Origin of the sequence: Gemmatimonas sp. (genome assembly GCF_031426495.1) — a bacterium.
In the GTDB taxonomy this organism is placed as follows: domain Bacteria; phylum Gemmatimonadota; class Gemmatimonadetes; order Gemmatimonadales; family Gemmatimonadaceae; genus Gemmatimonas.
Map to the genome: position 1 here is coordinate 59,322 of NZ_JANPLK010000083.1, position 25,010 is coordinate 84,331.

Below are 25,010 nucleotides of genomic sequence, written 5' to 3' on the forward strand. Positions count from 1 at the left end.
CTGACATGCTGACCGCTGCACTCGGTGTCGTCGCTGCTCTCGCCTTCGTCCTCGGACTTGGCGCCGTCTGTCTCTGGGCGCTCAAGCGCTTCGGAGCCGGCGCCCTCGCCTCGAAAACGCGTGTGCCGTTGGAAGTCGTGCAGCGCATTCCGCTGGGCCCGAAGACGGGGCTCGCCGTGGTGCGCGTGGGAGAACGGGTGATGGCGCTCTCGGTCGGCGAAGGTGGTGTCCGTCAGCTGTTCGAACTCGATGAAGTCGACCGCCAGCGCGTGATTGCGACCAGCACGTTGCCGGTGCCGATGGTCTCCAGCGCGGCTGCTTCCGCGTCGTTCTCCATGCCGACCGCACTGCCTTCGGCCTTGCCGGGCATGTTCGGCGCGATGTTCCGCCGCTCACTCAACGCCACGAATGTGCAGGCCGCGATGTCGGAGGCGGATGCCGAGCACCTTGGCGCGTTCTTGGTGCCCAGTGCGCCGCGCGTCGCCGTGTTGCCGTTCTCGTCGGCCGAGCCGAGCGAAGTCCCCGCATTTCTGACGGCCGCCGTGACCACGCGCCGCGGAGAGGCGATCACGTATACGCCGCAGTCGGCGACGTCTTCCACGCAGCAGGCCGATCGCGACTTCCGGGCGATGCTCGGCATTTCGTTGGGCGGCGCGACGCGTCTCGCGACCTTCGCCGCCGCGATGTTCCTGCTCGGCGCCACGTCGCTGAGCGCGCAGGCCGCAACCCAGAGTACGCCGCCGCGGCCGGCCACGCCGGCAGCCGCGGCGGCCGCGCCCACGCCACTCCAAGCACCGGCACTGCCGGGTGCCCCCGCGACGACGACCACGCTGGCCGCGCCGACGGCACCGGGTGCGCCCGACTTTTCGCTGCCGGCCTCGCTGCAGAGCGTGACGCAGGACCTCGTGCAAAAGGCCGCGGCGGCAGAAGCGGCCACCAAGCCCGCCGCCGCAAAGCCCAAGAGCCGCAATTCGCGCCTGGGCGCAACGCCAGGCGCCGACAACGGGGCCGTGCTGACGGCGCAGGCCGCCGCGTCGCGCCGTCCGATGTCACAGATGGTGGACGACTCGGCCCGCGACGCGAGCGGACGCGCCAACACCGCGTCACCGGCGCCGGTCGGCACCGACGATGCGATCATGCGCATGATGCCGCAGATGGATGTGAAGCTCGGCGGCGACGGCGAGACCGGTGGCCTGCGCCTGAACGGCACCGTCGGCATCGTGGTCATGATGGGGCTGCTCACGCTGCTCCCCACCCTGCTGCTCATGATGACGGGCTTCACCCGCATCCTGATCGTGCTGCACTTCCTGAAGCAGGCGATGGGTACGCAGAGTGCGCCGCCGGCGCACCTGCTGGCCGGCATGGCGCTGCTGCTGACGGGCTTCGTGATGACGCCCACGCTCACGCAAGTGAATCGCCAGGCTATTGAGCCTTGGCTCGAAGGCAAGATGACGCAGGTCGAGATGATGAAGACCGGCGTGAAGCCGATGCGCGAGTTCATGCTGCGTCAGACCCGCGAATCGGATCTCAAGACGTTCGTCGAAATGAGCCGGATGCCGCGCCCGAACACCGTGGACGATGTGCCGCTGCACGTCTTGATGTCGGCCTTCGTGGCCAGCGAACTGCGTACGGCCTTCCAAATCGGATTCGCCATTTATCTGCCGTTCATCATCATCGATGCCGTCGTCGCCTCGGTGCTCATGAGTATGGGCATGATGATGCTGCCACCAGCGATGATCTCACTGCCCTTCAAGTTGTTGCTCTTCGTGCTGGTCGATGGATGGACGCTCACCATCACGAGCCTCGTGCAGAGCTTCAAGTAGTCGCCGTCGGGAACGCGTCGGCGATTCCCTGATCGTTGCGGTCTCTAACGAAGAAATCATCTCAATGATCGGACCGTCCGTCCGAATGCGCTCAAGTGAGTAGGCCACTGCTCCGTGATTCGGAGATGTCCAGGATTGTACAGAAGCGAGACAACGAAAATCGGGGCGACGCTGCCTCCACACCGCAAGCGACACGAGCCGGAGTGGGCCGTGTCTTTCGCTGTGTGCGCCCCATCAAGGGCACCTGCGGCTTTCTCCGCGACGGATCGCTCGGTGTGTCCCCCGATCTCACATCTGCGCGACTGCGACTGAATCACGTGATTCGCGGCATGCTCATTCACATCGAAGCGCCCGGCCGCGCGACACGCTGCCGGAGACCTGCTCTCTCGGCCTGCCCGTCGTGGTGGAAGGCGCCGATTACCGCTTCCGTTTCCCCGGCTCCGCGCCGGTGCGCCGGTCCACGTTCAAGGCCGATGACGAGCTGATCGTGGTGACGGTGATGGCGCGGGCTTAGCGGAGGTTGGTCAGCCGGCACTGAAACGGCAAACACCCTAGTAAGCAGGGAGGAGGGTATCTGGAGGCAGGAGGGAGGGAAACGCGCGCAGTTCCTCCACCCTGCCCCCTGATACCCTCCCCCCTGCTTACTAGGGAGTTCGCCGTTCGCGATCCCGCGGCAACTCGTGCCGCTATCCGCCGCTCCTGCACTCGGCAAATCTTGCCGAACCACCGTACTCGGTCAAAGCAACCGATTCATCATCAAGCGGTAAACCTAATGAATACAATGCGTTAGCCAACTCTGTGATCCGGATCGCCGTTGGTACGGCCCCTGCTTTAACTGAAGCTCGACAGTTCTCTTTTCTCGAGCCGACCCGGATGTCTCACCAACTCGTCATCGACTTGTCCCGCCAAGCAATCATGACCGCGCTCATGATTGCCGCCCCGATGCTGCTCATCGCCCTCGGCGTGGGTCTCGTCGTGTCGATCATCCAGTCGGTCACCCAGATCCAGGAACAGACCCTGGCCTTCGTTCCGAAGCTCGTCCTCGTGGGCGGTGCCTTCATCGTCGGCATGCCGTGGCTGCTCCAGATCCTGATCCGCTACACCACCGAACTCTTTCGCGGCATCCCCGCGATGGTCGGCTGAGCCGGATCGATTTCGTGAATCCTTCGACGGGCCTCTTCGGCCTCCCCGACTTCTTCGCTCCCGGCGTCGCGACAGCCTTCGTGCTGACCGCGCTCCGCGTGGGCGGGCTGTTGCTCGTCGCCCCGGCGTGGTCGGCCAAGAGCTTCCCCATGAAGCTCCGCACCGCCGTCCTCGTCGTGTTCGCCACGCTGCTCATTCCGAGCGCCTCCGCCACCGCCGATCTCACCGCGCTCCGCATCACGCCGGTGACGTTCCTGAGCGAAACCATCATCGGCTTCGTGATCGGCTTCGCCGCCGCGATCATCGTGGCCGGCGCCGAGTTCGCGGGTGAGCTGATGACCAACTCGATCGGTCTGTCGGGCATGGCGATTCTCGATCCCGTCAACAACACGCAGGGCGCCATCCTCGGCACCTTCATGCAGATGCTGGCCGTCACGCTGCTCCTCACCGGCGGCGGTCATCTCATCATGCTGCAGGCCGTCGCGCAGAGCTTCGTCTCGATGCCGCTCGGCGCGCCGCTCGATCTGCCCAGCGGCATGCTGGCCGTCACCATGGCCGGCACCACGATCTTCGCGACCGGCGTGCAGTTCGCGGCGCCGGTAATCGCCGCCATTCTCGTAGCCAACATCGCGCTGGCGATCCTCGGACGCGCCGCGCCGCAGTTGCAGGTCATGAGCCTTGCCTTCCCGCTGCAGATCGGGATCGGCCTGCTCACCTTCGCCGGTTCGATCGGCCTCGTCGTCCACGCGCTCGCCGACTGGACGCCGGCCTACGCCACGACGCTCGACACTTTTGCGCGGGCGGTGCACGTCGCCCCTGCGCCGACGACGGGGCGTTGATCCATGTCTGATTCAGATTCCGGCGAAAAGACAGAAGCGCCCTCTGGTAAAAAGCTCGACGACGCGCGCAACAAAGGCCAGATCGCCAAGAGCCCTGAGCTCACCACCGCCGCCTTCCTCCTGGGCTCCACGCTCACGATGACGATGGCCGGACCGCCGCTCTGGCAGTTCCTGCTCGATACGATGGGCAACACGCTCGCCAACGCGGGCAACCTCGAGCGCGGCGGGGCGTCAGCCATTCCATTTCTGCAGGCCATCGGTTTCCGCACCATCGTCGCGATGGTCGGCATGATGGCGGCCCTCGCCGTGATCGCGATTGCGGTGCAAGCGATGCAGACCGGCGGCTTGCTCACCACCGAAACCCTGACGCCGAAGTTCAGCCGCATCAATCCGATGAACAATCTCGGACGGCTCCTCGGCAAGCAGTCGATCGTCGAACTCGTGAAGGCGCTACTGAAGCTCAGCATCGTGGCGTGGGCCGTGTACTCCACGCTGGCCGATGCTTGGCCCGACGTGCAGGGTCTCGCGCTCGACAAGTCGCCCGCTGCACTTATGCAGGTCGTAGGAAAGTACGCCATCGCGCTGCTCAAGAACGCCGGCTTGATGTTCCTCGTGCTCGCCCTCGCCGACTTCGCGTGGCAGAAGTACAGCACCACTGAGTCGTTGAAGATGACGAAGCAGGAAGTGAAGGAAGAAGCGAAGTCGCAGGAAGGCAATCAGGAAGTAAAAGGACGCCGCCGGCAGATCGGTCGCGAGCGCATCCGTCGCCAGATGTTCGCCGAAGTCCCCAAGGCCGATGTCGTCATCGTGAACCCGGTGCACATCGCCATCGCCATCAAGTACGACCCCAACGTCGCTCCCGCGCCGTACGTGGTCGCGATCGGCCAGCGCAAGATCGCCCTGCGCATCAAGGAACTCGCCTTCAAGCACAACGTGCCTGTGATCGAAAACATTCCCCTCGCCCGCGCGCTCATCGTCGTGGCCAAGGTGGGCACCGTCATTCCCGTCGAGATGTATCTGGCCGTCGCCGAAGTGCTCGCCTTCGTGATGCGTCAGCGTGAACGGTTCGGCGCCTCGTGGCGTGGAACGGCCGCCGCATGAGGAACGCCTAAGTGACCAGCGCAGCTCTCCCCATTTCGCTCCCGGTAGAACCCGGCAAGAAGGCGGAAGTCGCCCTCGCCCTCGCGGTCGTGCTCATTCTGGCACTGATCGTGGTGCCCTTGCCACCGCTCATGCTGGACCTGTTTCTCGCCGCCAGCATTGGTTTGTCGCTGGTGGTGTTGCTGGTGTCGTTGTACACCACCGATCCGCTCGACTTCAGCAGCTTTCCCGCGCTGCTGTTGCTACTCACGCTCTTCCGCATCGGCCTCAACGTCTCGTCCACGCGTCTCATTCTCACAGAGGCGCACGCGGGCAAGGTGATCGAAGCGTTCGGCAACTTCGTGATCGGCGGCAACTACGCCGTCGGTATCGTGATCTTCCTGCTCCTGATCGGCATCAACTTCATCGTCATCACGAAGGGTGCCGGCCGTATCGCCGAAGTCGGCGCGCGCTTCGCACTCGACGCGATGCCCGGCAAGCAGATGGCGATCGACGCCGACCTCTCGGCCGGCCTTATCGACGAGAAAGAAGCCCGCACCCGCCGCGACGTGATCTCGCGCACCGCCGACTTCTACGGCGCGATGGACGGCGCCTCGAAGTACGTGAAGGGCGACGCGATCCTCGGCATTCTCGTGGTCGCCGTGAATATCATCGGCGGCATCTTCATTGGCGTGATCCAGAAGGGCATGCCGCTCGAAAAGGCCGCCAGCACCTACACGCTCCTGACGGTCGGCGACGGCCTCGTGTCGCAGGTGCCGGCGCTGATCATCAGCACGGCCGCGGGTCTCATGGTCACCAGCGCCGCCGGGAACGAGCGCATGGGCACCGTGCTCAGCAAGCAGCTCGGCGCGCATCCGCGCGCCATGTGGATGGTGGCCGGTGTGCTGTCATCATTCGCGTTGATTCCCGGCCTGCCGATGTTCCCCTTCCTCGCCTTGGCCGGCGGCGCGGCGTTGCTCGCCAAGATGTCGGAGAAGGCGGTCAAGACGCGCAACGAACTCGCCCAGTTCTCCGCCGCGCCGATCGAAGAAATCGAAGCGCCGGCGCCGAACGATCCCATGCGCGACCTGCTGCAGATCGACCCCATCGAACTCGAAGTTGGCTACTCGCTCATCCCGCTCGTGGACGAAAGCCAGGGTGGCGATCTCCTCGAACGCATCGGACTGCTGCGCAAGCAGGCGGCCCTCGAACTCGGCATTCTGGTGCCGGCCATTCGTATTCGCGACGACATCCGTCTGCCGGCCAACGAGTACGTGATCAAGCTGCGCGGCTCCGAAGTCGCGCGCGGCGAAGTGCTCCCGCGCTTCGTCATGGCGCTCAACACCGGTGGTGTGGTCGAAGAGATCCAGGGCATGGATACCGTCGATCCGTCGTTCGGCATGCCCGCCAAGTGGGTCTCGATGGGGCAGCGTTCCGACGCCGAAGCGCGCGGCTACGTGGTCGTCGAACCGACCACGGTGGTGGCCACGCACCTGCTGGAGACGCTCAAGAACAGCGCGGCCGATCTGCTCGGTCGTCAGGAAGTGCAGGAAATGGTCGAGACGCTCAAGAAGTCGCATCCGGCGCTCGTCGAAGAGATCATCCCGAACAAGGTCTCGCTCAGCGTACTGCATCGTGTGCTGCAGCGGCTCCTCCGCGAGCGGGTACCGATTCGCGATCTCGTCACGATCCTCGAAGCGATCGGCGACGGCGCGGATGCCACCAAGGATCCCGAAGCGCTTACCGAAGTGGTGCGCAAGTCGCTCACCAACGTCATTGCCCGCCTGTTCGCCGATCAGAGTGGTGTCGTTCGCGGTATCACCATCGGCGGTCGGCTCGAGTCGGCGCTGCTCGGTCTCTTCTCGCCGCGCTCGTCGAACGTCAACGCGCCGGTGCTCACACCGGAATCGCTGGCCGGCCTGCTGCGCGATCTTAATCAGATGGCCAGCACCTACTCGGTGGATGGCCGTCCGCTCCCGCTTATCACGCCGCCGTCGCTGCGTGTGGGCGTGCGCCGCCTGATCGAACCTGTGTTGCCCAGCCTCCCGGTGGTCTCCCTCGCCGAGCTCCCCGCGCAGATCACGCTGAGCAGTGTTGCCACCTGGGAGATGAACTGATGCACTTCAACACGGCCGAACGTTTTCGTGGCGTCGACCTCTCGCGCGTGGCCGATCGGGCCCGTCGCACGCTCGGCGACGATGTGATGATTCTCCATACGCGCACCGTGCGTGACGGTGGGGTGCCGATGGTCGAAGTCATGGCCGCGCCGTCCACCGCGATCGATCGTGTGCGCGCGCGCCTCGAGCCCACGCCGTTCCCAACCAACATGCGCCAGGCCGACGGTCGTCCGTATTGCATCGCGTTGGTCGGTCCGACGGGCGCCGGCAAGACGACGACCGCGGCCAAGCTCGCTGTGCGCCGTGGTATGTTCGGCGCGGCGCGTCCGGGCCTGCTCACGATCGATACCTATCGCGTGGGTGGCATGGAGCAGCTGGCCACGTATGCCGACCTCGCCGACGTGCCGTTCGAAGTCGTGTATGACGCGCGTGAAGTGGACGCCGCCATGAAGCGTCTCTCGGGCGCCTGCGATGTGATCATCATCGACACGCCGGGCCGCAGTCCGGCATCGGCCGAGCTCACCGAGCGCTGGCGTTCGCTGCTCGACGCGCTCGATCCCGACGAAGTGCATCTCGTGATTCCGGCGTCGTTGCGCGCCGACCTCGCGGTCGACATCGGCCGCGCCTATCGCGCCACCCGCAATCACTGCGGTGCCACGCACCTCATTCTCTCCAAGGTCGACGAAGTGCCGCGTGAATCGGGCATCAGCGATCTCGCGCTGTCACTCGAAATGCCGACGCGGTGGGTCACCGACGGACAGGACGTGCCCAGCGATCTCAAGCCCGGTGTGCCGCGGTTGCTGCGCGCCTGGGGACTCTCCGCTGATGCGGAGCCGGACTGGATGCCCGCATGAGCGGCTATCAACTCATGTCGCCGCCGCGTGGAACCGCGAGTGTGTCGCAGGTCGACGCACTGCTGGGCCGCGGCCCGCGCCACAGCACGCAGCAGGGTGGTGCGCCGAGTGGTGCGACGACGCTGCTGGTGGCCAGTGGCCGCGGTGGCAGTGGCACGTCGCTGGTATCGGCCTTGCTGGCCGTTGCAGCAGCCGGTGATGGTCGGCGCGTGTTATTGATCGACGCCGATGATTTTGTCGGACCGCTCGCGCTCACGTTGGGCGTGCAGGCCCGCGCGTCCTGGCAGGATCTGCGCGGCGGCCGCGTGTCGCCGACCGACGTGGCGACGCCGGTCAGCACCACGCTGACCCTCGTGGCCGGCGGCGCGGCGCGCCTCGCCGCCGACGGTCTCGCGCTGTCCGCCGCCGAACGTCGCGCCTGCATGCGCCGGCTCGGCGTTCTGGCTGATGGAATGGACCTCGTCGTCATCGACTGTGGGGCGCGCATCGACACCGTGCTGGCGGCGATCACGCCGCACGCCGACGAACGCCTCATCGCCGTTTCCGCCGGCAGTGATCCGGTAGGCCTTGCCTCGACCTACGCGCTCTGCAAAGCGGTGCACTCCCGTCACGGTGCCCTTCCGATGGACGTACTCGTCAATCGACATGAAGGGAGCGAAGCCGCTCGTTGCTTCGACGCCATCGACGCCGGTGCCCGTCAGTTTCTCGGAGTTTCACTGCGCCTTGCCGGCGCTGTTCCAGCTGATCCGACGCTCGATGCCGCGCTACGCGCGGGAATGCCTTTCCCGCATGCGGCCGCCGGTTCTCCGGCTGCGATTGCTGCTCACGAAGTCGTGATGCGCGCGCTGGCGACTGCTTCACTCTCCCGTTCTGGTACTTGACCGTGACTCTCGTTTCTACGCAAGGCTCTGCCACCATGCACACCAAGCTTTGGCAGTCATACCAGGCCGGCAACCAGACGGCGCGCGATCGACTTCTCGAGGAGCATCTCGGTCTCGTTCATCATGTGGCCCGTCAAGTGTCGCGCACGCTCGCCGTCCGCGCCGATTTCGATGAGCTGGTCAGCGCCGGGACGATCGGCCTGATGACGGCGCTCGAAGGCTTCGACTTCTCGCGCGGTCTCGCCTTCAGCACCTTCGCCGCCCCCCGCATTCGCGGTGCGATTCTGGACGAACTCCGCAAGCAGGATCATGTGCCGCGCTCGATCCGTCGCAAGACGCGTGAAATCTCAGCTGGCCGCGAGTCGTTTCAGCGCACGCATGGCCGTGCCCCCGACGACAAGGAACTGGCGCAGCATTTGAACGTGGACATGGACACGCTCTGGCGCTGGCAGGCCGACGTGGAAGGCGCGCATCACATCCCGCTCGACCGTACGCCGGGCGAGCGCGAGAACACGGCACCGGTGCCGGCCGAAACGCTCAGCAGCGGCGGCGACAGCGATGTCGAGGACAGCCTCACGCACGAACAGGAAGTGTCTCACCTCAAGGATGCGATCATGCATCTCAAGGAGCAGGAGCGCGTGGTGTTGTCGCTGTACTACTTCGAAGAGCTCAAGCTGCACGAGATCGCGAAGGTGCTCGAATTGACCGAGTCGCGCGTGTCGCAGATTCGCTCGAAGGCGCTCAGCAAGCTGCGCGTCGAGCTCACCCCGCTCCGTGAGAACGTGGCATGAGCGCGTTTAGCGGCAGCGCGCTCCGTGAGTCGATGCAGATGGTCGGCATCGGGCTCGGCGTCACGGTGATCGGCCTGATCGTTGGTGCCGTCGTCGTGTCGCCCGCCGTTTCTCACGAACAGCGTCTGCTCGGCATCGGCTCCCTCTTCGGTATCGCCGCCGTGGTCCTCGCCGCCCGGCTTGTGATCCGCGGCCTCCGCGCCCGCCCTACCAAGACCACCCGGCAGGCCCGCCACACCCCGGCCCCGACGATCACGCTGCGCGGCGGCAAGTCGTCGCGCACCCCGCGTGCCGTCGCCGCCCTCGCCGCCGCCGGCGCTGACCCCACCGAGATCGCCTGGAAAACCGGCCTTCCCGTGGATGCCGTGTCCATGCTGCTCGAGATCTCCGGCTCGCGCATGTCGGCGGTCTGAGCGACTGCCGCTGAACCAACAAAAGCAACAGCTACAGCGGGAACACGGAATGGACGGATGACACGAATGACACAGATAAGCACAAGCGATTTTTTCTTATCTGTGTAATCGGTGAAATCCGTTCCCTCCGTGTTCCCGCTGTTGCTTTTCGCTTTTCCGGCGCCGTCTCACCACCGCCCCCCTACGGCAACAACCGCCGAGGGCTCCGAACCACCCGGGCACGAGCGGCAGCTATTGCCGCCCTCCGGTCTCCCCGGTGACCGAGAACGGCACCTCGCGAAAGCATTCAAGCCCAAGTATCACAACAACTTAACAGAATTACCCCGGTCGGGCAATTCGTGGCCCGACCGTTGCTTTTTACCCTGGTGAGTTCGTGTACCCTTTCCAAACCACGACCATGCCCGGACCCGTTCGAACCAATGGAATGAGCAGTGCCGCCGCCGCCATGCAGATGCTGGAGCGGAAGCAGCAGGTGCTCGCCAACAACCTCGCCAACGCCTCCACCCGCGGATTCAAAGCGGAGACGGCGTTCGCCCGGCTGATGGACAACCAGCTCGCCAAGACCGACACCGCTCTCGATCTCACAGCGGGATCGCTGACCGAGACGCACAACAGTCTCGATCTCGCCGTCGAAGGGGACGGGTTCTTCGTCACCAACACCCCCAACGGCGAGCGCTTCGTCCGCAACGGCAGCTTCCGGCTCGATTCGGACCGCCAGCTCGTGGATGAACGCGGCAATGCGGTGCTCGGTGAAGAGGGGCCCATCGTACTGCCCACCGGCACCGTCGAGATCGGAGCGGACGGCACCGTCAAAGTGAATGGACGGGTACTGCAGCGACTGCGGCTCGAGCGCGTGGCCGATGGCGCGCAGCTCCTGCACGAAGGTGGCACCCAGTTCGTACCCGATGCCTCGCGCCAGACGATCCCGCCGGCCGAACGCACCGTGAAACAGGGATTCCTCGAGGAATCCAACGTCAACACGATGTCGGCGATGACCGACATGCTCGCCGTGCTGCACCGCTACGGTGCCGCTCAGAAGGCGCTTTCGACCATCGATGCCGCGCGCGGGACGTCCGTGAACGACCTCGCCAAGCCCGTTTAAGGAGAATAGGACATGGATCCGGCACTTCGCGCCGCCGCTACCGGCATGATGGCGCAGCAGACTCGCACTGAAGTCATCGCCAATAACCTCGCCAACGTGAACACGCCCGGCTTCAAGCGGAGCCGGGCACACTTCGAGGACCTGCTGTACCAGACCGTGCAGGATCAGGCCATCCTCGGCGAGACCGCGACCAACACCACCGCCGCCATTCAGGTCGGACGTGGTACGCGACTCTCCGGCGTGCAGCGCATGCACGAACAGGGACCGCTCGAACAGACCAACCGCAATCTCGACGTCGCGATCGAAGGCGAAGGCTTCTTCCAGGTACAGCTGCCGAACGGCGAAACCGCCTACACGCGCGACGGCAGCTTCCAGATCTCCGATCAGGGACAGCTCGTCACGAGTGCCGGCTACGGATTACAGCCGCCGATTCAGATCCCGATCGACTCGGCCGAGCTCACGATCTCCAACACCGGCATCGTCTCCGTGCGTCGCGGCAACGACATCGAACCGACCGAACTCGGTCGCATCGAGATCGCGCGCTTTGCGAATCCCTCGGGACTCATGTCGCTCGGTCAGAACTTGCTCGCGCCCACCGCCGCCTCGGGACAGCCCGTGGTCGGCTTCCCGAACGACGAAGGCATGGGACGCCTGCAGCAGGGCAGTCTGGAAGGCAGCAACGTCGAAATCGTGACCGAAATGGTCGAGATGATCGCCGCCATGCGCGCCTATGAGATCAACTCGAAGGCCATCAAGACGGCCGACGAGATGGGTCAGATCGCCAACAACATCACCCGATAGTCCGCCTCATGAAACTCGTGTTCATGCGACTCCTGGTCTCGATGTTCATGCTCGCCGGCGCGGTCTCCGTGCTCGGCGCGCAGGAACGCACGATCACGGTCTCGGTGGCGGCGCGTGCTCTCGCTCGCGGCGACACGCTGCAGGCCGGCGACATCGCGACCATGGACACGACGATCGTGTGGCGCTGGAACTCCGTTGCCCCGGATACCACGCGCGCGCTGCCCGGCTGGGTCACGCGCCGCAACATCGCCTTGGGCGAAGTGTTGCGCGCACCGGCCGTGATGCCGCCGCCCGTGATCACCAGCGGTACACGCGTCACGGCGATCTGGCAGGATGGCCCGCTGCGCGTGGTCGTCACCGGCATCGCGACCAACACCGCCGCCATCGGAGCACCGGTCGGCGTTCGCATCGATCCCACACGCAGGCTCGACGGCATTGCTGCCGGGCCCAATACCGTTCGCCTCCGTTGAAGACCCATCAGGTGAGGACCGTCTCTATGCATCCCACGCGTTTGCTCGTCACCACGAGCGTCGCTGTTGCTCTCGCCCTCTCGGCACATCAGCTGTTTGCGCAAGCCGCGCCGGTCACCGCGAGCGCCACCACCGTGCCACCCGTCGCGCCGATCAAGCCGCGTGAATCGTGGACCGCCGATCGTCGCAACTTCGCCGTCGGCGACATCATCACGATTCTCATCGACGACTACACGATCTCGACGGCGGTGAAGGAGAATTCCGCCTCCGACAACCGCACGCGCGGCTTGTCGGTGAACGCCAAGCTGCCCACCAGCTCCAAGCAGGTCGGCATCGATTCGCGCAACAGCGCCGATCAACAGCAGCGTGGCTCGGCGCGCCGTGAGAATCGCTTCCAGAACGAAATGAGCGTGCGCATCGTCGCGGTGGGGCCGAATGGTCTGCTGCAACTCAAAGGCACGAAGAAGATCGACATCGACAAGGCGCTGCAGGACATCGTCTTCACGGGCTGGGTGCGCGCGCAGGACGTGTCCACATCCAACGTGATCGAATCGAGCCGCGTGGCTGATGCGCAGCTGGGATACGCCTCGCCGGGACCGCTCGGCAAGCCGAAGCAAGGCATCATCACGAAGGTGCTCGGAGCGCTCTGGCCATGACCACGATGCAAGTACGCCACCTCGGTTTCAAGATCGTCCGCACCATGCTCGTCACTGCCGGCTTGCTGTTGTTGCCGGTCATGGCCCGCGCGCAGAACGACATCAAGATTCGTGATCTCACGAGTGCCGAGGGTGCGCTCCCGGTGCGCCTGGTGGGCTACGGACTCGCCGTCGGACTCGATGGCACCGGTGACCGCGCTATCGGCGGACAGACCGCCGGCCCCACGATTCAGAGCGTTATCAACATCCTGCGTCGCTTCAACATCGAAGTGCCGGCCGATCTCATTCGTATGCGCAACGTCGCGGCCGTGCTGGTGACCGCTGAAGTGTCGCCGTATCTGCGCGCTGGTGGCCGCTTCGAAGTGAACGTCGCCTCCATGGGTGATGCGCGCTCGCTGCGTGGTGGCACGCTCTACATGACGCCGCTCGTGGCCGATGCCAGTGGCGCGCCACTCGCGTCGGCGCAGGGTTCGCTGTTGGTGAGTGATGGCGGTGCGGCCACGCGCTACATGCCGTCGCATGAAACGTCGGCGCGCATTCCTACGGGTGGCGTGCTCGAAGCCGATCTCCCGCGCCCGGCCATCGTCGCCACCTCGCGCTTGCTGCTGCGCGAACCCGATCTTGGTACGGCCACGCGCATCGCCATCGCCATCAACGCCACGTACGGCGATAAGACCGCCACCGTGGAAGACGAAGGCTCGGTGATCGTGACGCTGCCTGATTCCGTGCAGAAGCCGACCGCGCTGGCCCGCATTCGTGATCTCGCCGTCAAGCCGGAGTCGCGTCCGCGCATCATCATCGACGGCAAGGACGGCACCGTGGTGGCCGGCGGCGAGATGATCGTCGGCTCGGCAACCGTGAGTCACGGCGCCATCACCCTGGCCATTGGTACCGAAACGGCCAACGACACCACGGCGATTCCGGGCAGTGTCCGCCTGCCGGCTGGTATTCCCGTGCAGCGTGTGGCGTCGGCCCTGCATGCCGTGCGGACGCCACCGAATGAGATCGCCGCCATCTTTGCCGCCCTCCGCGAAGTGGGCGCTATCACCGCCGAGGTCATCGTTCGATGATCGACCGCATCAATGCCCGTAGCATGCAGAGCGCGAGCGCGCCCGCGGCCCCACTGTCCGCGAAGGATCAGCGGGACGCCACGCTCATGAAGTCCGCCAGTCAGCTCGAAGGCATGTTCGTCCAGCAACTTTACAAGGCGATGCGCGAGACCGTTCCGCAGCAGGAAGGAATCGTTTCAGGTGGGGCCGGAGAGGACATCTTCACCGGACTCCTGGATCAGCACCTTGCTGCCGAGACTCCCAAGCAGTGGGAGCATGGGATCGCGCAGGCGCTCTACCGACAGCTGCGTCACGGCCTCCCCGCTGACGCACCCCAGGACTCCGTGACCACTCCTGATTCAAACACCCGCTGATGTCGACGATGACACTCTTCCCACAAGAACCCGCACCCCGCCTCGGCGTACCGACCGGGGCACTGCTGGATGCGCTGCACGATGCGCTGATCAGCGAGCGTAAGCTGCTCGATGATCTCATCGGGCAGATGCGGCGCCAGCGCGCGTCGGTCGCGGCGGATGACATCGAAGGCGTGGATGAAAGCACCTTTGCCACGCACCGCATTCTCGCCACGCTCGGTCAGGCGCGTACGCGTCGCCGGCAGCTCAACATCCTGCTGGGCGGGTCCGAAGACTGCACGTTGCGCGAACTCGAAGACATGCTCGGCGACCAGGTCGACACGCGACTGCGCGATGCGCGGTTGCGTCTTACGCAGGCCGCCGATCTCCTCACTCGCGAAGTGGGCATGAACCGCAAGCTGCTTCGCGAAGCGCTGACCAATACTGACCAGCATGTGCGCACCCTCGTGGGCGCCCCTGCCCTGCCCACCACATATGCCACCGAAGGGTTGGCCGCGCCCACCAGCGGTGCGCCTCGTGGTGTGCTCGTGAACCGGACCGCCTGACATGTCCTCCGGCCTGTTGAGCATTGCGCGCACAGCGCTTCTCACGCACCAATCCGCGCTCCAGACGATCTCGCAGAACATCGCGAACGCGGAGACGCCGGGCTATTCGCGCCAGGAAGCGATACTCGCCGCCAACGTGCCGGTTCGCATGCCGTACGGCAACGTCGGCACCGGCGTACATGTGGAAACGATCATCCGCAAGCGCGACCTGCTGCTCGACGATAGCTACCGCTCAGCCAGCACGCTGGCCGGCGGTGCCGAAATGCGTCGTGATCTCCTGGGTCAGGTGGAAAGCGTGTTCGGCGAACCGAGCGACGCCGGCATGGCCAGTGCGCTCGACGCGTTCTGGGGCTCGTGGAGCGACCTCTCCGCGTCGCCGAGCAGCCTGTCGGCGCGATCGGTCGTGCAGCAGCGTGGTCGCCAGGTGGCGCAGCTGTTCAACGAGTACGACACGCAGCTCACGCAGCAGCGCACGTCGACGCTGGAGCGACTGCAGAATACCGTGAGCACGATCAACTCGATCGCCACGCAGGTGGCTGAGTTAAACACGCGCATCATCACGTCGGAGAGCAACGGCAACACCAACAACGACTTGCGCGATCTGCGCGACATGAAGCTCGACGAGCTCTCGAAGATCGCCGGCACGCGGGTTATTCCGCAGCTCGACGGCGGTGTGTCGGTACTCATCGGCAATTCCACGCTGGTGCAGGGGGATACGGCGCGTCCGCTTTCGCTGAAGCTGGAGATGCCGGATCCCATGCCGGCCACGCCGCTCACCGATGTGAACGTGCGGATTCAGCTCGGCAACTCACCCGACCGCCTCGCGCCCTTGGCTGGCGAGCTCAAGTCGATGGTCGACGTGTTGAATGTCGATATTCCCGAGGCGCGCAGCCGCTTGGATGCCATGGCCGCGCAGTTCACGACCGCTGTGAACAACGTGCACACCACCGGCTACTCGTTCACCGGCAATACGGTGCCGGGTACCGCCGCCGGCAACTTCTTTGCCGCGGGCACCGTCACCAACCCGGTCACTGCGGCGACGATCCGGGTCGACAGCGCCATTCTGAACGACCCGCTCAAGATCGCCGCCAGCGGCAACGCGAACGGTCCGACCGACAACAGCGTGGCGCAGGGGCTGGCTGGCCTGCGGATCGTCGATGATACGGTCAACTGGACGTCGAGCACCGGTGCCACCGAGTCGGGCTCATTCTTAAGCTTCTTCCGCAGCATGGTCACGCGAATCGGCATTGATTCCGCCGCCGCGACCGACAATGCCACCGTGTACCGCAGTCTGGCCGATCAGGCCGACGCCCGCCGCCAGTCGGTCAGTGGCGTGAGTACCGACGAGGAACTGGTGAACATGATGCGCGTGCAGCAGTCTTATCAGGCGGCCACGAAGATGATCAAAGTGGCCGATGATATGATGCAAACGCTTCTCTCACTGGTCTGATACGCGATGCTCATCCTCGGACGTCGCGAAGGCGACTCGATCATCATTGACGGCGGGATTCGGATCGTCGTCGTGTCCTGCGACCGCGGCGGCGTCCGCATCGGCATCGATGCGCCCAGCCACGTCAAGATTCTGCGCGGCGAGATTGCCGATCAGGTCAAGTCGGAGAACGAGCGGGCGGCCGCCCCGGTGGCCACGGCATGGCTGGCCGCGCTTGGCGCGCCGACGAGTGCGCCGGCACCCGAGCCGGACGCCTGATGTCTGCGGGCGCGTTAGCCGATGCGGCGCGAGGCCTTCAAGGTGGGCAGCTCGATGAGGCAGCCGTAGGGATAGGCGTGTCCGTGTCCGTTGCTCCGCGCCAACAGCCAGCTGATCGCGCCCGCGTCGAGCGCCAGCGCATCGGCGTCGCCCTCACCAGTGCTGCCGTCGGTGGACACCTCGATGCGCACGACATCGCCTTCGGTGGAGAGCGCCATGCGGACACTCGCCCGCGCGGTGCCGTCGCGGCCCGTTGCCACGCGACAGGCTGCCGTCATGGCCACACACAGCGCGTGCTGCAACGCCAATGGATCGGCTCGCACCGGCTGCACGTCGTCGGCGACCACCACGGTACAGCCCACGTCCCGGTATTCGGGATGGTGCTCGAACAGCGCCAGGGCAGCGCGCACACTGTCGCCGGGCATCAGGGGCTCGAGATCGGCGTCGTCACGTCGCGGCAGCTGTCGCAACTGCTCCAGCAATCCGTCCAAGCGGTCGGCATCCATGCGCAATCCGGTGAGCACGCGCTCGTCGGGAACACGCGTCGAATCGAAGAGCGCGGCGATGGCCGAGACCGTCGCCACGCGATTGCTGAACGCATGTGCCAACCCGCGAAGCAAATCGTCATGTACCGAGAGCCAGCGCGCCGCCCCCACGTCGCTGCTCACGTCTGATCTTTCCACTCGCACTCCAGGATCTGCCGCGTGTTTGTCATCATAGGCCTGGTCATCGTGATGGGCTCCGTCATCGGTGGCTATTTGATGCACCATGGCGAGTTCGCCGTGCTCATCCAGCCCAACGAGTTTCTCATTCTCGGTGGTGCGGGACTTGGCTCCATGATCATTGCCAATCCGCCCGCGGTCCTGAAGGGTGTGGTGTCGCAGGCGCTTGGCCTGCTCAAGCCGAATCCGTTCGGTGCCACGGCCTATGCCGAACTGCTGCAGGTACTCTACGAGATCTTCCAGAAGGCCCGCAAGGATGGACTGGTCGGTCTTGAGTCGCACATCGAAAATCCCGAGTCCAGCGACATCTTCCAGAAGTATCCGTCGTTCATGGGCAACCACCACGCGGTGTCGCTGTTGTGCGATACGCTCAAGGTGCTCCTCACCGGCACCGTGGAAGACCATAATCTGGCCGAGATCCTCGACGTCGACCTCGAGAAGCATCATCACGAGGCGATGCTGGTGCCCAGCGCCGTGACCGCCGTCGGCGACGCCATGCCGGGTTTCGGTATCGTGGCCGCCGTCCTCGGCGTGATCATCACGATGGGCTCGATCGGTGGCGCCGCCTCCGAAATCGGTGAGAAGGTCGCCGCCGCGCTCGTCGGAACGTTTCTCGGCATTCTGCTCGCGTACGGCGTGTTCGGTCCGATCGCCAAGGCGATGGAGAATCGCATCGCCGCCGAACATGACTACATGCTCTGCGTGCGCACCGCGCTGCTGTCGTTCGCTCGAGGCGACGCACCGATGACCGCCGTGGAATTTGCCCGCCGCAACGTCGAACCGCACGAGCGCCCGAGCTTCACCGAGCTCGAAGAGCTGACGCGCAAGAAGGCCGCGTAATACCATGGCTCCGCGCGGTGGCAAGAAGATCATCATCGTCAAGAAGAAGGTCGCCGGACACGGCGGCCATCACGGCGGCTCATGGAAGGTGGCGTACGCCGACTTCGTGACCGCCATGATGGCGTTCTTCATGGTGATGTGGATTCTTGGCATGGACGACAAGACGAAGCAGGCCATCGAGGGCTACTTCGCCAATCCCGTCGGCTACAAGAAGGGCTACGGCGCCGGTTCGAGTCCGCTCTCCACTGGCACCGCGCCCACCAACGTGCAGAAGACGCCGCTGCGCATGATCGTGCGCAGCACCGAGCAGCGCACGTTCGAGCAGCTCAAGAACGCGATCCTCGAAAAGGTCGCCGCGAACGATTCGCTGAAGTCACTCAAGGCCCTGGTCGACGTGCAGGTCACGAACGACGGCCTGCGCATCGAGCTCGTGGAAACAGGTGCCGGCGACGTGTATTTCCCGACCGGCTCGGCCAAGATGAAATCGCCGACGATGCTCGCCCTGCAGCTGATCGGCACCGAGCTCGCCACGCTGCAGCACCCCGTGATTCTCGAAGGCCATACCGACGCCGCGCAATTTGGCGCCGCCGGTGGCACCTACGGGAACTGGGAGCTCTCCGCCGATCGCGCCAACGCCGCCCGCCGCGTCCTCGAAGGCGTCGGATTGAACGAAGGGCGCATCGTGGAAGTGCGCGGCTACGCCGCCACCAAGCCGCGTATCCTCGATGATCCGCTTTCGGCTGCCAATCGGCGTATCTCGATCCTGCTGCCGTTCAGCGTGGTACCAGATGGGGCCGCGGACGCCGCGACGATGGCGCAGTACAAGACGGACTCGATGCGGGCGAATATTTCGAAGAGGGTTGCGCGGTAAGGGCGAAGTAGGGAGTACGGGGTCGGGAGTATGGGGTCCGTACTCCGTACTCCGTACTCCATACCCCTTACTCCATACCCCGTACCCCGTACCTCTTACTCCGCCGTTGTTGTAAGCCGTTGCGTAGCCCACAAAGCGGCATCGGCGTACAGCCCCGCGAGCTCGGCCCGCAGCGCGATCGCCACGCTGTCATCGGCATCGACCTCGGCCCACTCACCGCGTTCGTACGCGTCGGCGAGGCGCAGAACCGGCGCATGCGGTCCGGTACCTTTGAGTAGCGCGTCGCGCACATCCACGCTGACCGGGAGCCGCTCCAGCACGGAGTCCATCGGCAGACCGAGCAGCGCGTCCATGCGCGAGAGCAGTCCCACCAGGAAGCGCGCCGACGGGTCGCCGGAGAGTCCGTGCGCGGTCACCGTTTCGCAGAAGCGGCCGCGCACGAGGGCGTTCACCACGGCCTCGTGGGCCACCGGGCTCTGGGCGCCGACGGTGGCGATGAGCATGATGAGCATCCAGCGCGACAATGCCTCACGGCCGATGAGACGGATCGCGTAGGGAATCGAATCGACTGAGCGGGCCCCGAACGAGGCCGAGTTCACGATGCGCAGCAGCGAGAGCGAGAGCGACGGATGGCTGCGGAACGCTTCCTCGAGCGCGGAGTCCGTGACATCGGGCTCGTTGAGCAGGGCCATGATGTTGAACACCGTGGCGTGCTGCACGTTGACGGCGCGTCCGTCGAGTGTTTCCGGGCGACTGAACACATAGCCCTGAAAGAGCACGCACCCCATCGTCTCGCAGGCGTGCAGCATCTCGGCCGTTTCCACCCGCTCGGCGAGCACCGTGAGCCCCCGCGCGTTGAGCCGCGCCACCGTGGGGGCGAGTTCCTCGGCAGTTTTCCCGAGGACATCCAACTTCACGATACTGGCAAACGGCAGGAGCGGGTCGAGCGACGGGCGCGAGTCATAGTCGTCGAGCGCCAGCCGATACCCTTCCGCCACGGCACGCTCGCAGGCGTCGACTACCGCCGCGTCGCCGTCGATCGTTTCGAGCAGTTCCAGCACCACCGCCGTCGGGTCGAAGATCTTGTAAAGTTCGCCCAGCAGGTGTTCTCGGGTAATGTTCACGAACGCCGTAGTGCCCGCGGTCAGCCGATCGAGGCCGATCGACAGCAGGGCGTGCAACGCCGTATCGCCGCACATGTGCGATTCCGACAGGCCAGTCGCCTGCGTGGCATCCCGGTGCGCCCGATACAACAGCTCATACGCCACCCGTCGTCGATTGGTATCGAAGATTGGCTGGCGCGCAATGAACACGTGTTGCGCCGTTGGTGGCGGCGTCACGTCGACTTCGGTGTAACTCATACGGGACCCGGGTTCGTCATCATACCATCGACTATCGTCGTGATCATGCGGCAACTTCAATCCGAACGGCCAGCAGGGATAAAGCGTTTCGTCGTGCGGCACAGTATCGCACGGTGTCTGACTTTATCAATGTTTGTGATGGCCGGATGTCGCGATCGTGATGCACAGACGTCGGCCGTCGACTCGCTGCTGGCCCGGGATCTCACGCTAGCCGCCGGCGACGCGCCGGTCCGGCCGCTTCCCGCCCAGATCGGTGACACCGCTCTTGCTACCCCGAGCGCTCCCGCTCGGACCACGCCGCAAACAGTTCCCCAAGCAGTTCGCCCTTCTTCGCGCCCTTCGCGTGCTCCGCGACCTTCGCGTCAAGCGGTAGAGCCCGCCTCGGCACCAGCGCCCGTCGCCGAGGCACTATCCACGTCACCAGCCACGACACCGGCCGCAACCCCAGGCCCGACCCGCGGTCTCGCCTCCGGCACCGCACTTTCCGGAAAGACCAACGCCGCCATCTGCTCGCTGGCCAATCGCCCCGGCGATCGCATTGTGGCTGAGCTCGCCGAGGCGGTGAACGGACCCGACGGCGCGTCGCTCCCGGTGGGTACGCCGATCCTGGTGGAGATGGCGCCGCCCGCCGCCGACGGCCGCTTCGTGTTCCGCGTGCGCAGCGTGCAGGTGAACGGGGAACTCGTGCCCGTGCAGGGCACCGTGCGGGTGGGCGACGATGTGGCCATCACCGAGCGCCAGGTCTCGAAGGGCGGCGACAAGGGCAAGGTCATCACCGGCGCCATCATCGGCGCCATCGCCGGACGCGTGCTCGGCGGCGGCACCCGCGGTACTGTCATCGGAGCTGCCGGCGGTGCCGCCGCGGGAACCATTGCCGCCGCCCGCAATTCACAGACGGAGCGCTGTCTTCCCGCTGGCGCGTCTCTCACCGTCACGCTCTCCGCACCACTCGTTTTTCCGTAGAATTCTGAAGAGTACGCCGTACTCCTTACCCCGTACCCCGTACTCCCTACTGTTTGTTCATGATTGACGTCATCGAGTACACCAAGCTGTATGGCGACACTGTGGCCGTGCAGTCGCTGTCATTCCGCGTGGCTCCGGGCGATGTGCTCGGTCTGGTCGGCCCCAACGGCGCCGGCAAGACTACCACGTTGCGCGCCCTCGCCGGCATTCTGCAGCCCACATCGGGCAGCATTCGGATCGCCGACATCGACCTGCACACCGATCCCGTGACCGCCAAGTCGCGGCTCGCGTTCATCCCCGATGAACCGCAGCTGTTCGACTATCTCACCGTCACCGAGCATCTGCAGTTCGTGGCGCGCCTGTATGGAGTACACGACGCGGCCCCACGTATTCCCGTGTTGCTCGAAGAACTCGAGCTTACGGCGAAGAAGGATGCCCTCCCGACCGAACTCTCACGCGGCATGAAGCAGAAGCTGGCCATCGCCTGCGGCCTGCTGCATCAGCCGTCGGCGTTGCTGCTCGACGAGCCGCTCACCGGACTCGATCCGGTCGGCATCCGTCGCATGAAGGAGACGATCGCCGCACGGGCGCGCGAGGGCGCGGCCGTCATTCTCAGTTCGCACCTGTTGCATCTGGTGGAAGAGCTGTGCACGCGCCTGCTGGTGATTCGCAAAGGACAGGCGGTGGCGCTGGGCACTATCGCCGAGATCGTCGAGTCGCGTCCCGATCTGGCCGGTCGGTCACTCGAGGAGATGTTCATCGCCCTCACCGGCGACGACACCGCCTCGTGAACATGACGCCTACGGCTGTGCAACAGCCCGCGCCGGCGCCGGCCATGCTGTTCCTGTATCAGCGCACCGTCCGGAATCGCCTACGCCAACAGCTGGCGCGCGCGAAGAGTCCGCGCTATCTCGCGGCCGTCGTGATGGGCATGCTCTACATCTGGTGGGCGCTGTTCCGCAATTCACGGTTGGGCGGCGGACCGCTCGCGAAGATCGTCGAAACCGATGTGGCCGTGCCGATCGCCAGCGCCCTCATGTTGTTGTCGGCCGCGCGCTGGTGGGTGTTCGGTGGTGAGCGCAGCGCCCTCGCCTTCACGCCGGCCGAAGTGCAGTTCCTGTTTCCCGCGCCGGTGAGCCGACGACAGCTCGTGCATGCGAAGCTCGTGCGCATGCAGCTCGCGATTCTGCTCAACACGTTCATCTTCAGCGTCCTGCTCCGCGGCAGCGGCGGTACGGTGGAAGGATGGCAACGCGGTCTGTCGCTGTGGATGCTGTTCTCCTCACTCGCTCTCCATCGTCTGGGCGCCTCCATCGTGCACGCCAACGCGATGGAGCACGTCGGCAAAGCACGTCGTCGGCTCATTCTGCCGCTCATCGTGTTCGGTGCGGTCTTGGTGGCCGTGATCTACGGCGTCGTGACGGCGTGGCCGCTGCTGAAGGTGGCCAGTCTGTCGGGCACCAAGGCCGTGCTGCTCGCCGTCACCGATGCGCTTCGCACGCCCGTTCCCGCCGCCGCGCTGTGGCCGGTGCGCGCCGTGCTCGAACCCGTCTTTCTTGGGAGTGGGGCGAAATGGCTCGCGGCCATGCCGTGGGCCGTCGCGATGCTGCTGCTGCACTACTTCTGGGTGGTTCGGCTCGACAAGGCGTTCGAAGAAGCGGCGCTTGAAGCCACGCAGCATCGCGCCGAGCGACTGCATCGCTTCCGCACATCGCAGATGGGTAACTCGCGCTCGCGGAAGGGCAAGCTGGCCAAGGTGCCGTCGCTCGCGCTGACCGGTCGTCCGGAAATGGCCATCGCCTGGAAGAACGTGGTGGCCGCACTGCGCGGTGGAGCATGGCGTACACAGCTGCTCACGTTCACCGTCGGTCTGGCCGTGCTCGCCGCCGTCACGCGCTCGGCCTCCGACCGCGCCGGCGATGTGTTCATGGGCGTCACCTTCGGGTGGGGCGCGATGCTGCTCTTCATCGGCCCGTTGTGGATGCGCTTCGACCTGCGGCTCGATTTGCCGCGTTTGGCGATGCTGAAGACGATGCCCCTGCCCGGTTGGCGCATCGTGGCAGCAGAGATCGCAGCCGTGACCACGTTGCATTCGATCACGGTGTGGTCACTCATGGTCGTGCCGCTCGTGATGTTTCTGCAGGAGCCGGCGATGCTGGCGGAAAGTGGCGCCACGATCCCCATTATCGTGTCGGTGATCGTGGGCGTGCCGATCTTCAACGCGCTCATGTTCACGATTCAGAACGGCACGGCGCTGCTCTTTCCGGCGTGGGTGCGACTGGGCACCGAGGCGCGCGGGTTCGAAACGATGGGGCAGAACCTGCTCACCACCGGCGCCACCACGCTGGTGGCCGCGATCGCCCTGGTGTTCCCGGTCGGCTTGGGCGGACTGGTCCTCTGGTTCACCAACGACTGGGGTGGCTGGTCGGTGCTCGTCGCCACGGTGCTGGCCTGCGCCGTGGTCGTGGCCGAGCTCTGGCCGATCTTGTTCTGGCTGGGTGGCGTATTCGAGAAGATCGATGTGAGTGAAGTCGCGGCCTCCACCTGACGTCGCCCTTCCCGTGCGATGCTTTGGTGCCTAACCTGCCATGCCGGGGTATATCCCCGATGCAGGATTCACGAACCGTGTAGATGAGCCATGCCGGCTGACGAATTCAAAGCGCCCGACGACGAAACACCCGACGAGACGCCGGACGACGACGACACGCCCGAGTCCCCCGACGACGACGAAGGGGCTGAGGACGAAGACGACGACGACAGCGACTACGGCGTCACCGACAGCATCGGCACCGGTGATGTCGATGGTGAGGCGAAGCCTGCCGTTTTCGTGACCACGCGCGAGCCGATCGCGCTGGTCGTGTCGCGCCTGGACGACCCGCGCGCGCCGGAGTCGTCGGCACTGGCCGCCTACATTGACGGCCGCATGGTGGCCCGCAGCGCCATGCCGCCGGAAGCCATCGAGCGGCTCGTCGATCTCAAGCTGTTCGAAGAGCCGGTCGCCCTTGGCCTGTTCGCCTACGAAGAGGCCCCGGGGCTGCAGTGCCGCCTGTTCGCGCTGGTCCCGCGCGCCTCGCTCGATTCCGACGCGCACTCGTCGGAACCGTGGAAGGCAAGCGTGCCGAGCTACGAAGCGATGCGCGACGCCGAAGACCAGATGGATGACGACATGGACGACGATGACGACGAGGATGGCGACGACGAGTCACCGTTCGAGACGATCCTCCTCGGCCACATCGTGCGCTTCGCCAAGGACCGCAAGTATCCGGACAACCTGGCCGAAGAAGCGGTCGATATTCTGACGCGAATCATTCACGGGGCCGAGCCGTTGGAAGACGCGGACCGGAAGGCGATCGACGACTTGCTGGGATCGCTTTAGGAGTGCTGGCGGATAGACCGTAAACTGCTGGTTCACGCGAAGCGCGCAAAGGGCCGCGAAGGCACGCGAAGAACTGCAGAAAGTCACACGAATGACCCGCCGTCGGATCGCCTCGACGGTGGGTCATTTTCTTTTTCGACAACAGACAACGCGCTGTTTGCTTTCCTTCGCGTCCCTTCGCGGACTTCGCGCCCTTCGCGTGAACGAGCTGTTACCGAACCCAGCCGATCA

The 25,010-nt window shown here is 65.2% G+C and carries 27 protein-coding genes; 24 read left to right on the forward strand and 3 right to left on the reverse strand.

Annotation, left to right across the window (positions count from 1 at the left end; translation table 11 throughout):
* Positions 1 to 5 precede the first annotated feature (5 nt).
* The 18 genes from fliP to RMP10_RS21830 all read left to right on the forward strand — a co-directional run bounded on the left by fliP (position 6) and on the right by RMP10_RS21830 (position 16,646).
* Positions 6 to 1,823 carry a flagellar type III secretion system pore protein FliP gene (gene fliP / locus RMP10_RS21745; protein ID WP_310572175.1) on the forward strand — a complete coding sequence of 606 codons (1,818 nt, stop codon included), beginning with the start codon at positions 6 to 8 and terminating at the stop codon, positions 1,821 to 1,823.
* 873 nt (positions 1,824 to 2,696) lie between these two features.
* Complete coding sequence (gene fliQ / locus RMP10_RS21750) at positions 2,697 to 2,966, forward strand: flagellar biosynthesis protein FliQ (protein ID WP_171225899.1); 270 nt, start codon at positions 2,697 to 2,699, stop codon at positions 2,964 to 2,966.
* Between the two features lie 14 nt (positions 2,967 to 2,980).
* Positions 2,981 to 3,805 carry a flagellar biosynthetic protein FliR gene (locus tag RMP10_RS21755; RefSeq protein WP_310572176.1) on the forward strand — a complete coding sequence of 275 codons (825 nt, stop codon included), beginning with the start codon at positions 2,981 to 2,983 and terminating at the stop codon, positions 3,803 to 3,805.
* A 3-nt stretch (positions 3,806 to 3,808) separates the two neighbouring features.
* A complete protein-coding gene (locus RMP10_RS21760) occupies positions 3,809 to 4,906 on the forward strand; it encodes an EscU/YscU/HrcU family type III secretion system export apparatus switch protein (RefSeq protein WP_309671632.1) in 1,098 nt (365 codons plus the stop codon).
* 11 nt (positions 4,907 to 4,917) lie between these two features.
* A complete protein-coding gene (flhA, locus tag RMP10_RS21765) occupies positions 4,918 to 7,002 on the forward strand; it encodes a flagellar biosynthesis protein FlhA (protein WP_309671634.1) in 2,085 nt (694 codons plus the stop codon).
* Positions 7,002 to 7,856: a hypothetical protein gene (locus RMP10_RS21770; protein ID WP_310572177.1), complete on the forward strand. Its 855-nt coding sequence runs from the start codon at positions 7,002 to 7,004 to the stop codon at positions 7,854 to 7,856. The genes flhA and RMP10_RS21770 overlap by 1 nt, the downstream gene beginning before the upstream one ends.
* Entirely contained in the window at positions 7,853 to 8,737 is an 885-nt protein-coding gene (locus tag RMP10_RS21775) for a cellulose synthase operon protein YhjQ/BcsQ (protein ID WP_310572178.1), read from the forward strand. The genes RMP10_RS21770 and RMP10_RS21775 overlap by 4 nt, the downstream gene beginning before the upstream one ends.
* A 35-nt stretch (positions 8,738 to 8,772) precedes the next feature.
* Complete coding sequence (locus tag RMP10_RS21780; protein ID WP_310572179.1) at positions 8,773 to 9,528, forward strand: FliA/WhiG family RNA polymerase sigma factor; 756 nt, start codon at positions 8,773 to 8,775, stop codon at positions 9,526 to 9,528.
* Positions 9,525 to 9,941 (forward strand): hypothetical protein, encoded by a 417-nt coding sequence (locus RMP10_RS21785; protein WP_310572180.1) that lies wholly within the window; start codon positions 9,525 to 9,527, stop codon positions 9,939 to 9,941. Before RMP10_RS21780 ends, RMP10_RS21785 begins: the two co-directional genes overlap by 4 nt.
* 424 nt (positions 9,942 to 10,365) lie before the next feature.
* Positions 10,366 to 11,043, forward strand: coding sequence for a flagellar hook-basal body complex protein (locus RMP10_RS21790; protein WP_310572181.1), 678 nt, complete (start codon positions 10,366 to 10,368; stop codon positions 11,041 to 11,043).
* A gap of 12 nt (positions 11,044 to 11,055) precedes the next feature.
* Positions 11,056 to 11,844, forward strand: coding sequence for a flagellar basal-body rod protein FlgG (gene flgG / locus RMP10_RS21795; protein ID WP_309671640.1), 789 nt, complete (start codon positions 11,056 to 11,058; stop codon positions 11,842 to 11,844).
* A gap of 8 nt (positions 11,845 to 11,852) precedes the next feature.
* Positions 11,853 to 12,314 (forward strand): flagellar basal body P-ring formation chaperone FlgA, encoded by a 462-nt coding sequence (gene flgA / locus RMP10_RS21800; RefSeq protein ID WP_310572182.1) that lies wholly within the window; start codon positions 11,853 to 11,855, stop codon positions 12,312 to 12,314.
* Between the two features lie 26 nt (positions 12,315 to 12,340).
* Positions 12,341 to 12,970, forward strand: a complete 630-nt coding sequence (locus RMP10_RS21805; RefSeq protein WP_310572183.1) for a flagellar basal body L-ring protein FlgH — start codon at positions 12,341 to 12,343, stop codon at positions 12,968 to 12,970.
* Complete coding sequence (locus RMP10_RS21810) at positions 12,967 to 14,040, forward strand: flagellar basal body P-ring protein FlgI (protein WP_310572184.1); 1,074 nt, start codon at positions 12,967 to 12,969, stop codon at positions 14,038 to 14,040. The genes RMP10_RS21805 and RMP10_RS21810 overlap by 4 nt, the downstream gene beginning before the upstream one ends.
* Positions 14,037 to 14,393 (forward strand): rod-binding protein, encoded by a 357-nt coding sequence (locus RMP10_RS21815; RefSeq protein ID WP_310572185.1) that lies wholly within the window; start codon positions 14,037 to 14,039, stop codon positions 14,391 to 14,393. Before RMP10_RS21810 ends, RMP10_RS21815 begins: the two co-directional genes overlap by 4 nt.
* An 8-nt stretch (positions 14,394 to 14,401) precedes the next feature.
* On the forward strand, positions 14,402 to 14,938 hold the full coding sequence (gene flgN, locus RMP10_RS21820; RefSeq protein ID WP_310572186.1) for a flagellar export chaperone FlgN: 537 nt from the start codon (positions 14,402 to 14,404) through the stop codon (positions 14,936 to 14,938).
* 1 nt (position 14,939) lies between these two features.
* Complete coding sequence (gene flgK, locus RMP10_RS21825) at positions 14,940 to 16,388, forward strand: flagellar hook-associated protein FlgK (RefSeq protein WP_310572187.1); 1,449 nt, start codon at positions 14,940 to 14,942, stop codon at positions 16,386 to 16,388.
* Positions 16,389 to 16,394: 6 nt separating this feature from the next.
* Positions 16,395 to 16,646, forward strand: a complete 252-nt coding sequence (locus tag RMP10_RS21830; RefSeq protein WP_310572188.1) for a carbon storage regulator — start codon at positions 16,395 to 16,397, stop codon at positions 16,644 to 16,646.
* A 14-nt stretch (positions 16,647 to 16,660) separates the two neighbouring features.
* Here RMP10_RS21830 and RMP10_RS21835 read toward each other — a convergent pair whose 3' ends face one another.
* The gene (locus tag RMP10_RS21835) at positions 16,661 to 17,314 is read right to left on the reverse strand and encodes a hypothetical protein (protein ID WP_310572189.1); all 654 of its coding nucleotides are present in this window, start codon (positions 17,312 to 17,314) and stop codon (positions 16,661 to 16,663) included.
* Between the two features lie 36 nt (positions 17,315 to 17,350).
* Here RMP10_RS21835 and motA point away from each other — a divergent pair, with 36 nt between their 5' ends.
* Together motA and RMP10_RS21845 are read left to right on the forward strand one after the other, a co-directional pair.
* Positions 17,351 to 18,208, forward strand: a complete 858-nt coding sequence (gene motA, locus RMP10_RS21840; protein WP_309671649.1) for a flagellar motor stator protein MotA — start codon at positions 17,351 to 17,353, stop codon at positions 18,206 to 18,208.
* 4 nt (positions 18,209 to 18,212) lie between these two features.
* On the forward strand, positions 18,213 to 19,079 hold the full coding sequence (locus RMP10_RS21845) for a flagellar motor protein MotB (protein WP_310572190.1): 867 nt from the start codon (positions 18,213 to 18,215) through the stop codon (positions 19,077 to 19,079).
* A gap of 95 nt (positions 19,080 to 19,174) precedes the next feature.
* Here RMP10_RS21845 and RMP10_RS21850 read toward each other — a convergent pair whose 3' ends face one another.
* On the reverse strand, positions 19,175 to 20,440 hold the full coding sequence (locus RMP10_RS21850) for an HDOD domain-containing protein (RefSeq protein ID WP_310572191.1): 1,266 nt from the start codon (positions 20,438 to 20,440) through the stop codon (positions 19,175 to 19,177).
* 362 nt (positions 20,441 to 20,802) lie between these two features.
* Positions 20,803 to 20,979 (reverse strand): hypothetical protein, encoded by a 177-nt coding sequence (locus RMP10_RS21855; RefSeq protein WP_310572192.1) that lies wholly within the window; start codon positions 20,977 to 20,979, stop codon positions 20,803 to 20,805.
* Position 20,980: 1 nt separating this feature from the next.
* On the opposite strand from RMP10_RS21855, the gene RMP10_RS21860 reads away from it, so the two are divergent.
* From RMP10_RS21860 to RMP10_RS21875, 4 genes are all read left to right on the forward strand, one after another.
* Positions 20,981 to 21,403 carry a hypothetical protein gene (locus tag RMP10_RS21860; protein WP_310572193.1) on the forward strand — a complete coding sequence of 141 codons (423 nt, stop codon included), beginning with the start codon at positions 20,981 to 20,983 and terminating at the stop codon, positions 21,401 to 21,403.
* A gap of 59 nt (positions 21,404 to 21,462) precedes the next feature.
* A complete protein-coding gene (locus tag RMP10_RS21865; RefSeq protein ID WP_310572194.1) occupies positions 21,463 to 22,194 on the forward strand; it encodes an ABC transporter ATP-binding protein in 732 nt (243 codons plus the stop codon).
* A gap of 2 nt (positions 22,195 to 22,196) precedes the next feature.
* Positions 22,197 to 23,951 (forward strand): putative ABC exporter domain-containing protein, encoded by a 1,755-nt coding sequence (locus RMP10_RS21870; RefSeq protein ID WP_310572195.1) that lies wholly within the window; start codon positions 22,197 to 22,199, stop codon positions 23,949 to 23,951.
* Positions 23,952 to 24,041: 90 nt separating this feature from the next.
* A complete protein-coding gene (locus RMP10_RS21875) occupies positions 24,042 to 24,779 on the forward strand; it encodes a hypothetical protein (RefSeq protein WP_310572196.1) in 738 nt (245 codons plus the stop codon).
* Positions 24,780 to 25,010: the final 231 nt, after the last annotated feature.

Coding starts and splice junctions, on each gene's coding strand:
- fliP (WP_310572175.1), top strand. CDS start 6: ATGCTGACCGCTGCACTCGGTGTCGTCGCTGCTCTCGCCTTCGTCCTC.
- fliQ (WP_171225899.1), top strand. CDS start 2,697: ATGTCTCACCAACTCGTCATCGACTTGTCCCGCCAAGCAATCATGACC.
- RMP10_RS21760 (WP_309671632.1), top strand. CDS start 3,809: ATGTCTGATTCAGATTCCGGCGAAAAGACAGAAGCGCCCTCTGGTAAA.
- RMP10_RS21770 (WP_310572177.1), top strand. CDS start 7,002: ATGCACTTCAACACGGCCGAACGTTTTCGTGGCGTCGACCTCTCGCGC.
- RMP10_RS21775 (WP_310572178.1), top strand. CDS start 7,853: ATGAGCGGCTATCAACTCATGTCGCCGCCGCGTGGAACCGCGAGTGTG.
- RMP10_RS21780 (WP_310572179.1), top strand. CDS start 8,773: ATGCACACCAAGCTTTGGCAGTCATACCAGGCCGGCAACCAGACGGCG.
- RMP10_RS21785 (WP_310572180.1), top strand. CDS start 9,525: ATGAGCGCGTTTAGCGGCAGCGCGCTCCGTGAGTCGATGCAGATGGTC.
- RMP10_RS21790 (WP_310572181.1), top strand. CDS start 10,366: ATGAGCAGTGCCGCCGCCGCCATGCAGATGCTGGAGCGGAAGCAGCAG.
- flgG (WP_309671640.1), top strand. CDS start 11,056: ATGGATCCGGCACTTCGCGCCGCCGCTACCGGCATGATGGCGCAGCAG.
- flgA (WP_310572182.1), top strand. CDS start 11,853: ATGAAACTCGTGTTCATGCGACTCCTGGTCTCGATGTTCATGCTCGCC.
- RMP10_RS21805 (WP_310572183.1), top strand. CDS start 12,341: ATGCATCCCACGCGTTTGCTCGTCACCACGAGCGTCGCTGTTGCTCTC.
- RMP10_RS21810 (WP_310572184.1), top strand. CDS start 12,967: ATGACCACGATGCAAGTACGCCACCTCGGTTTCAAGATCGTCCGCACC.
- RMP10_RS21815 (WP_310572185.1), top strand. CDS start 14,037: ATGATCGACCGCATCAATGCCCGTAGCATGCAGAGCGCGAGCGCGCCC.
- flgN (WP_310572186.1), top strand. CDS start 14,402: ATGACACTCTTCCCACAAGAACCCGCACCCCGCCTCGGCGTACCGACC.
- flgK (WP_310572187.1), top strand. CDS start 14,940: ATGTCCTCCGGCCTGTTGAGCATTGCGCGCACAGCGCTTCTCACGCAC.
- RMP10_RS21830 (WP_310572188.1), top strand. CDS start 16,395: ATGCTCATCCTCGGACGTCGCGAAGGCGACTCGATCATCATTGACGGC.
- RMP10_RS21845 (WP_310572190.1), top strand. CDS start 18,213: ATGGCTCCGCGCGGTGGCAAGAAGATCATCATCGTCAAGAAGAAGGTC.
- RMP10_RS21850 (WP_310572191.1), bottom strand. CDS start 20,440: ATGAGTTACACCGAAGTCGACGTGACGCCGCCACCAACGGCGCAACAC.
- RMP10_RS21855 (WP_310572192.1), bottom strand. CDS start 20,979: ATGCGATCGCCGGGGCGATTGGCCAGCGAGCAGATGGCGGCGTTGGTC.
- RMP10_RS21865 (WP_310572194.1), top strand. CDS start 21,463: ATGATTGACGTCATCGAGTACACCAAGCTGTATGGCGACACTGTGGCC.
- RMP10_RS21870 (WP_310572195.1), top strand. CDS start 22,197: ATGACGCCTACGGCTGTGCAACAGCCCGCGCCGGCGCCGGCCATGCTG.
- RMP10_RS21875 (WP_310572196.1), top strand. CDS start 24,042: ATGCCGGCTGACGAATTCAAAGCGCCCGACGACGAAACACCCGACGAG.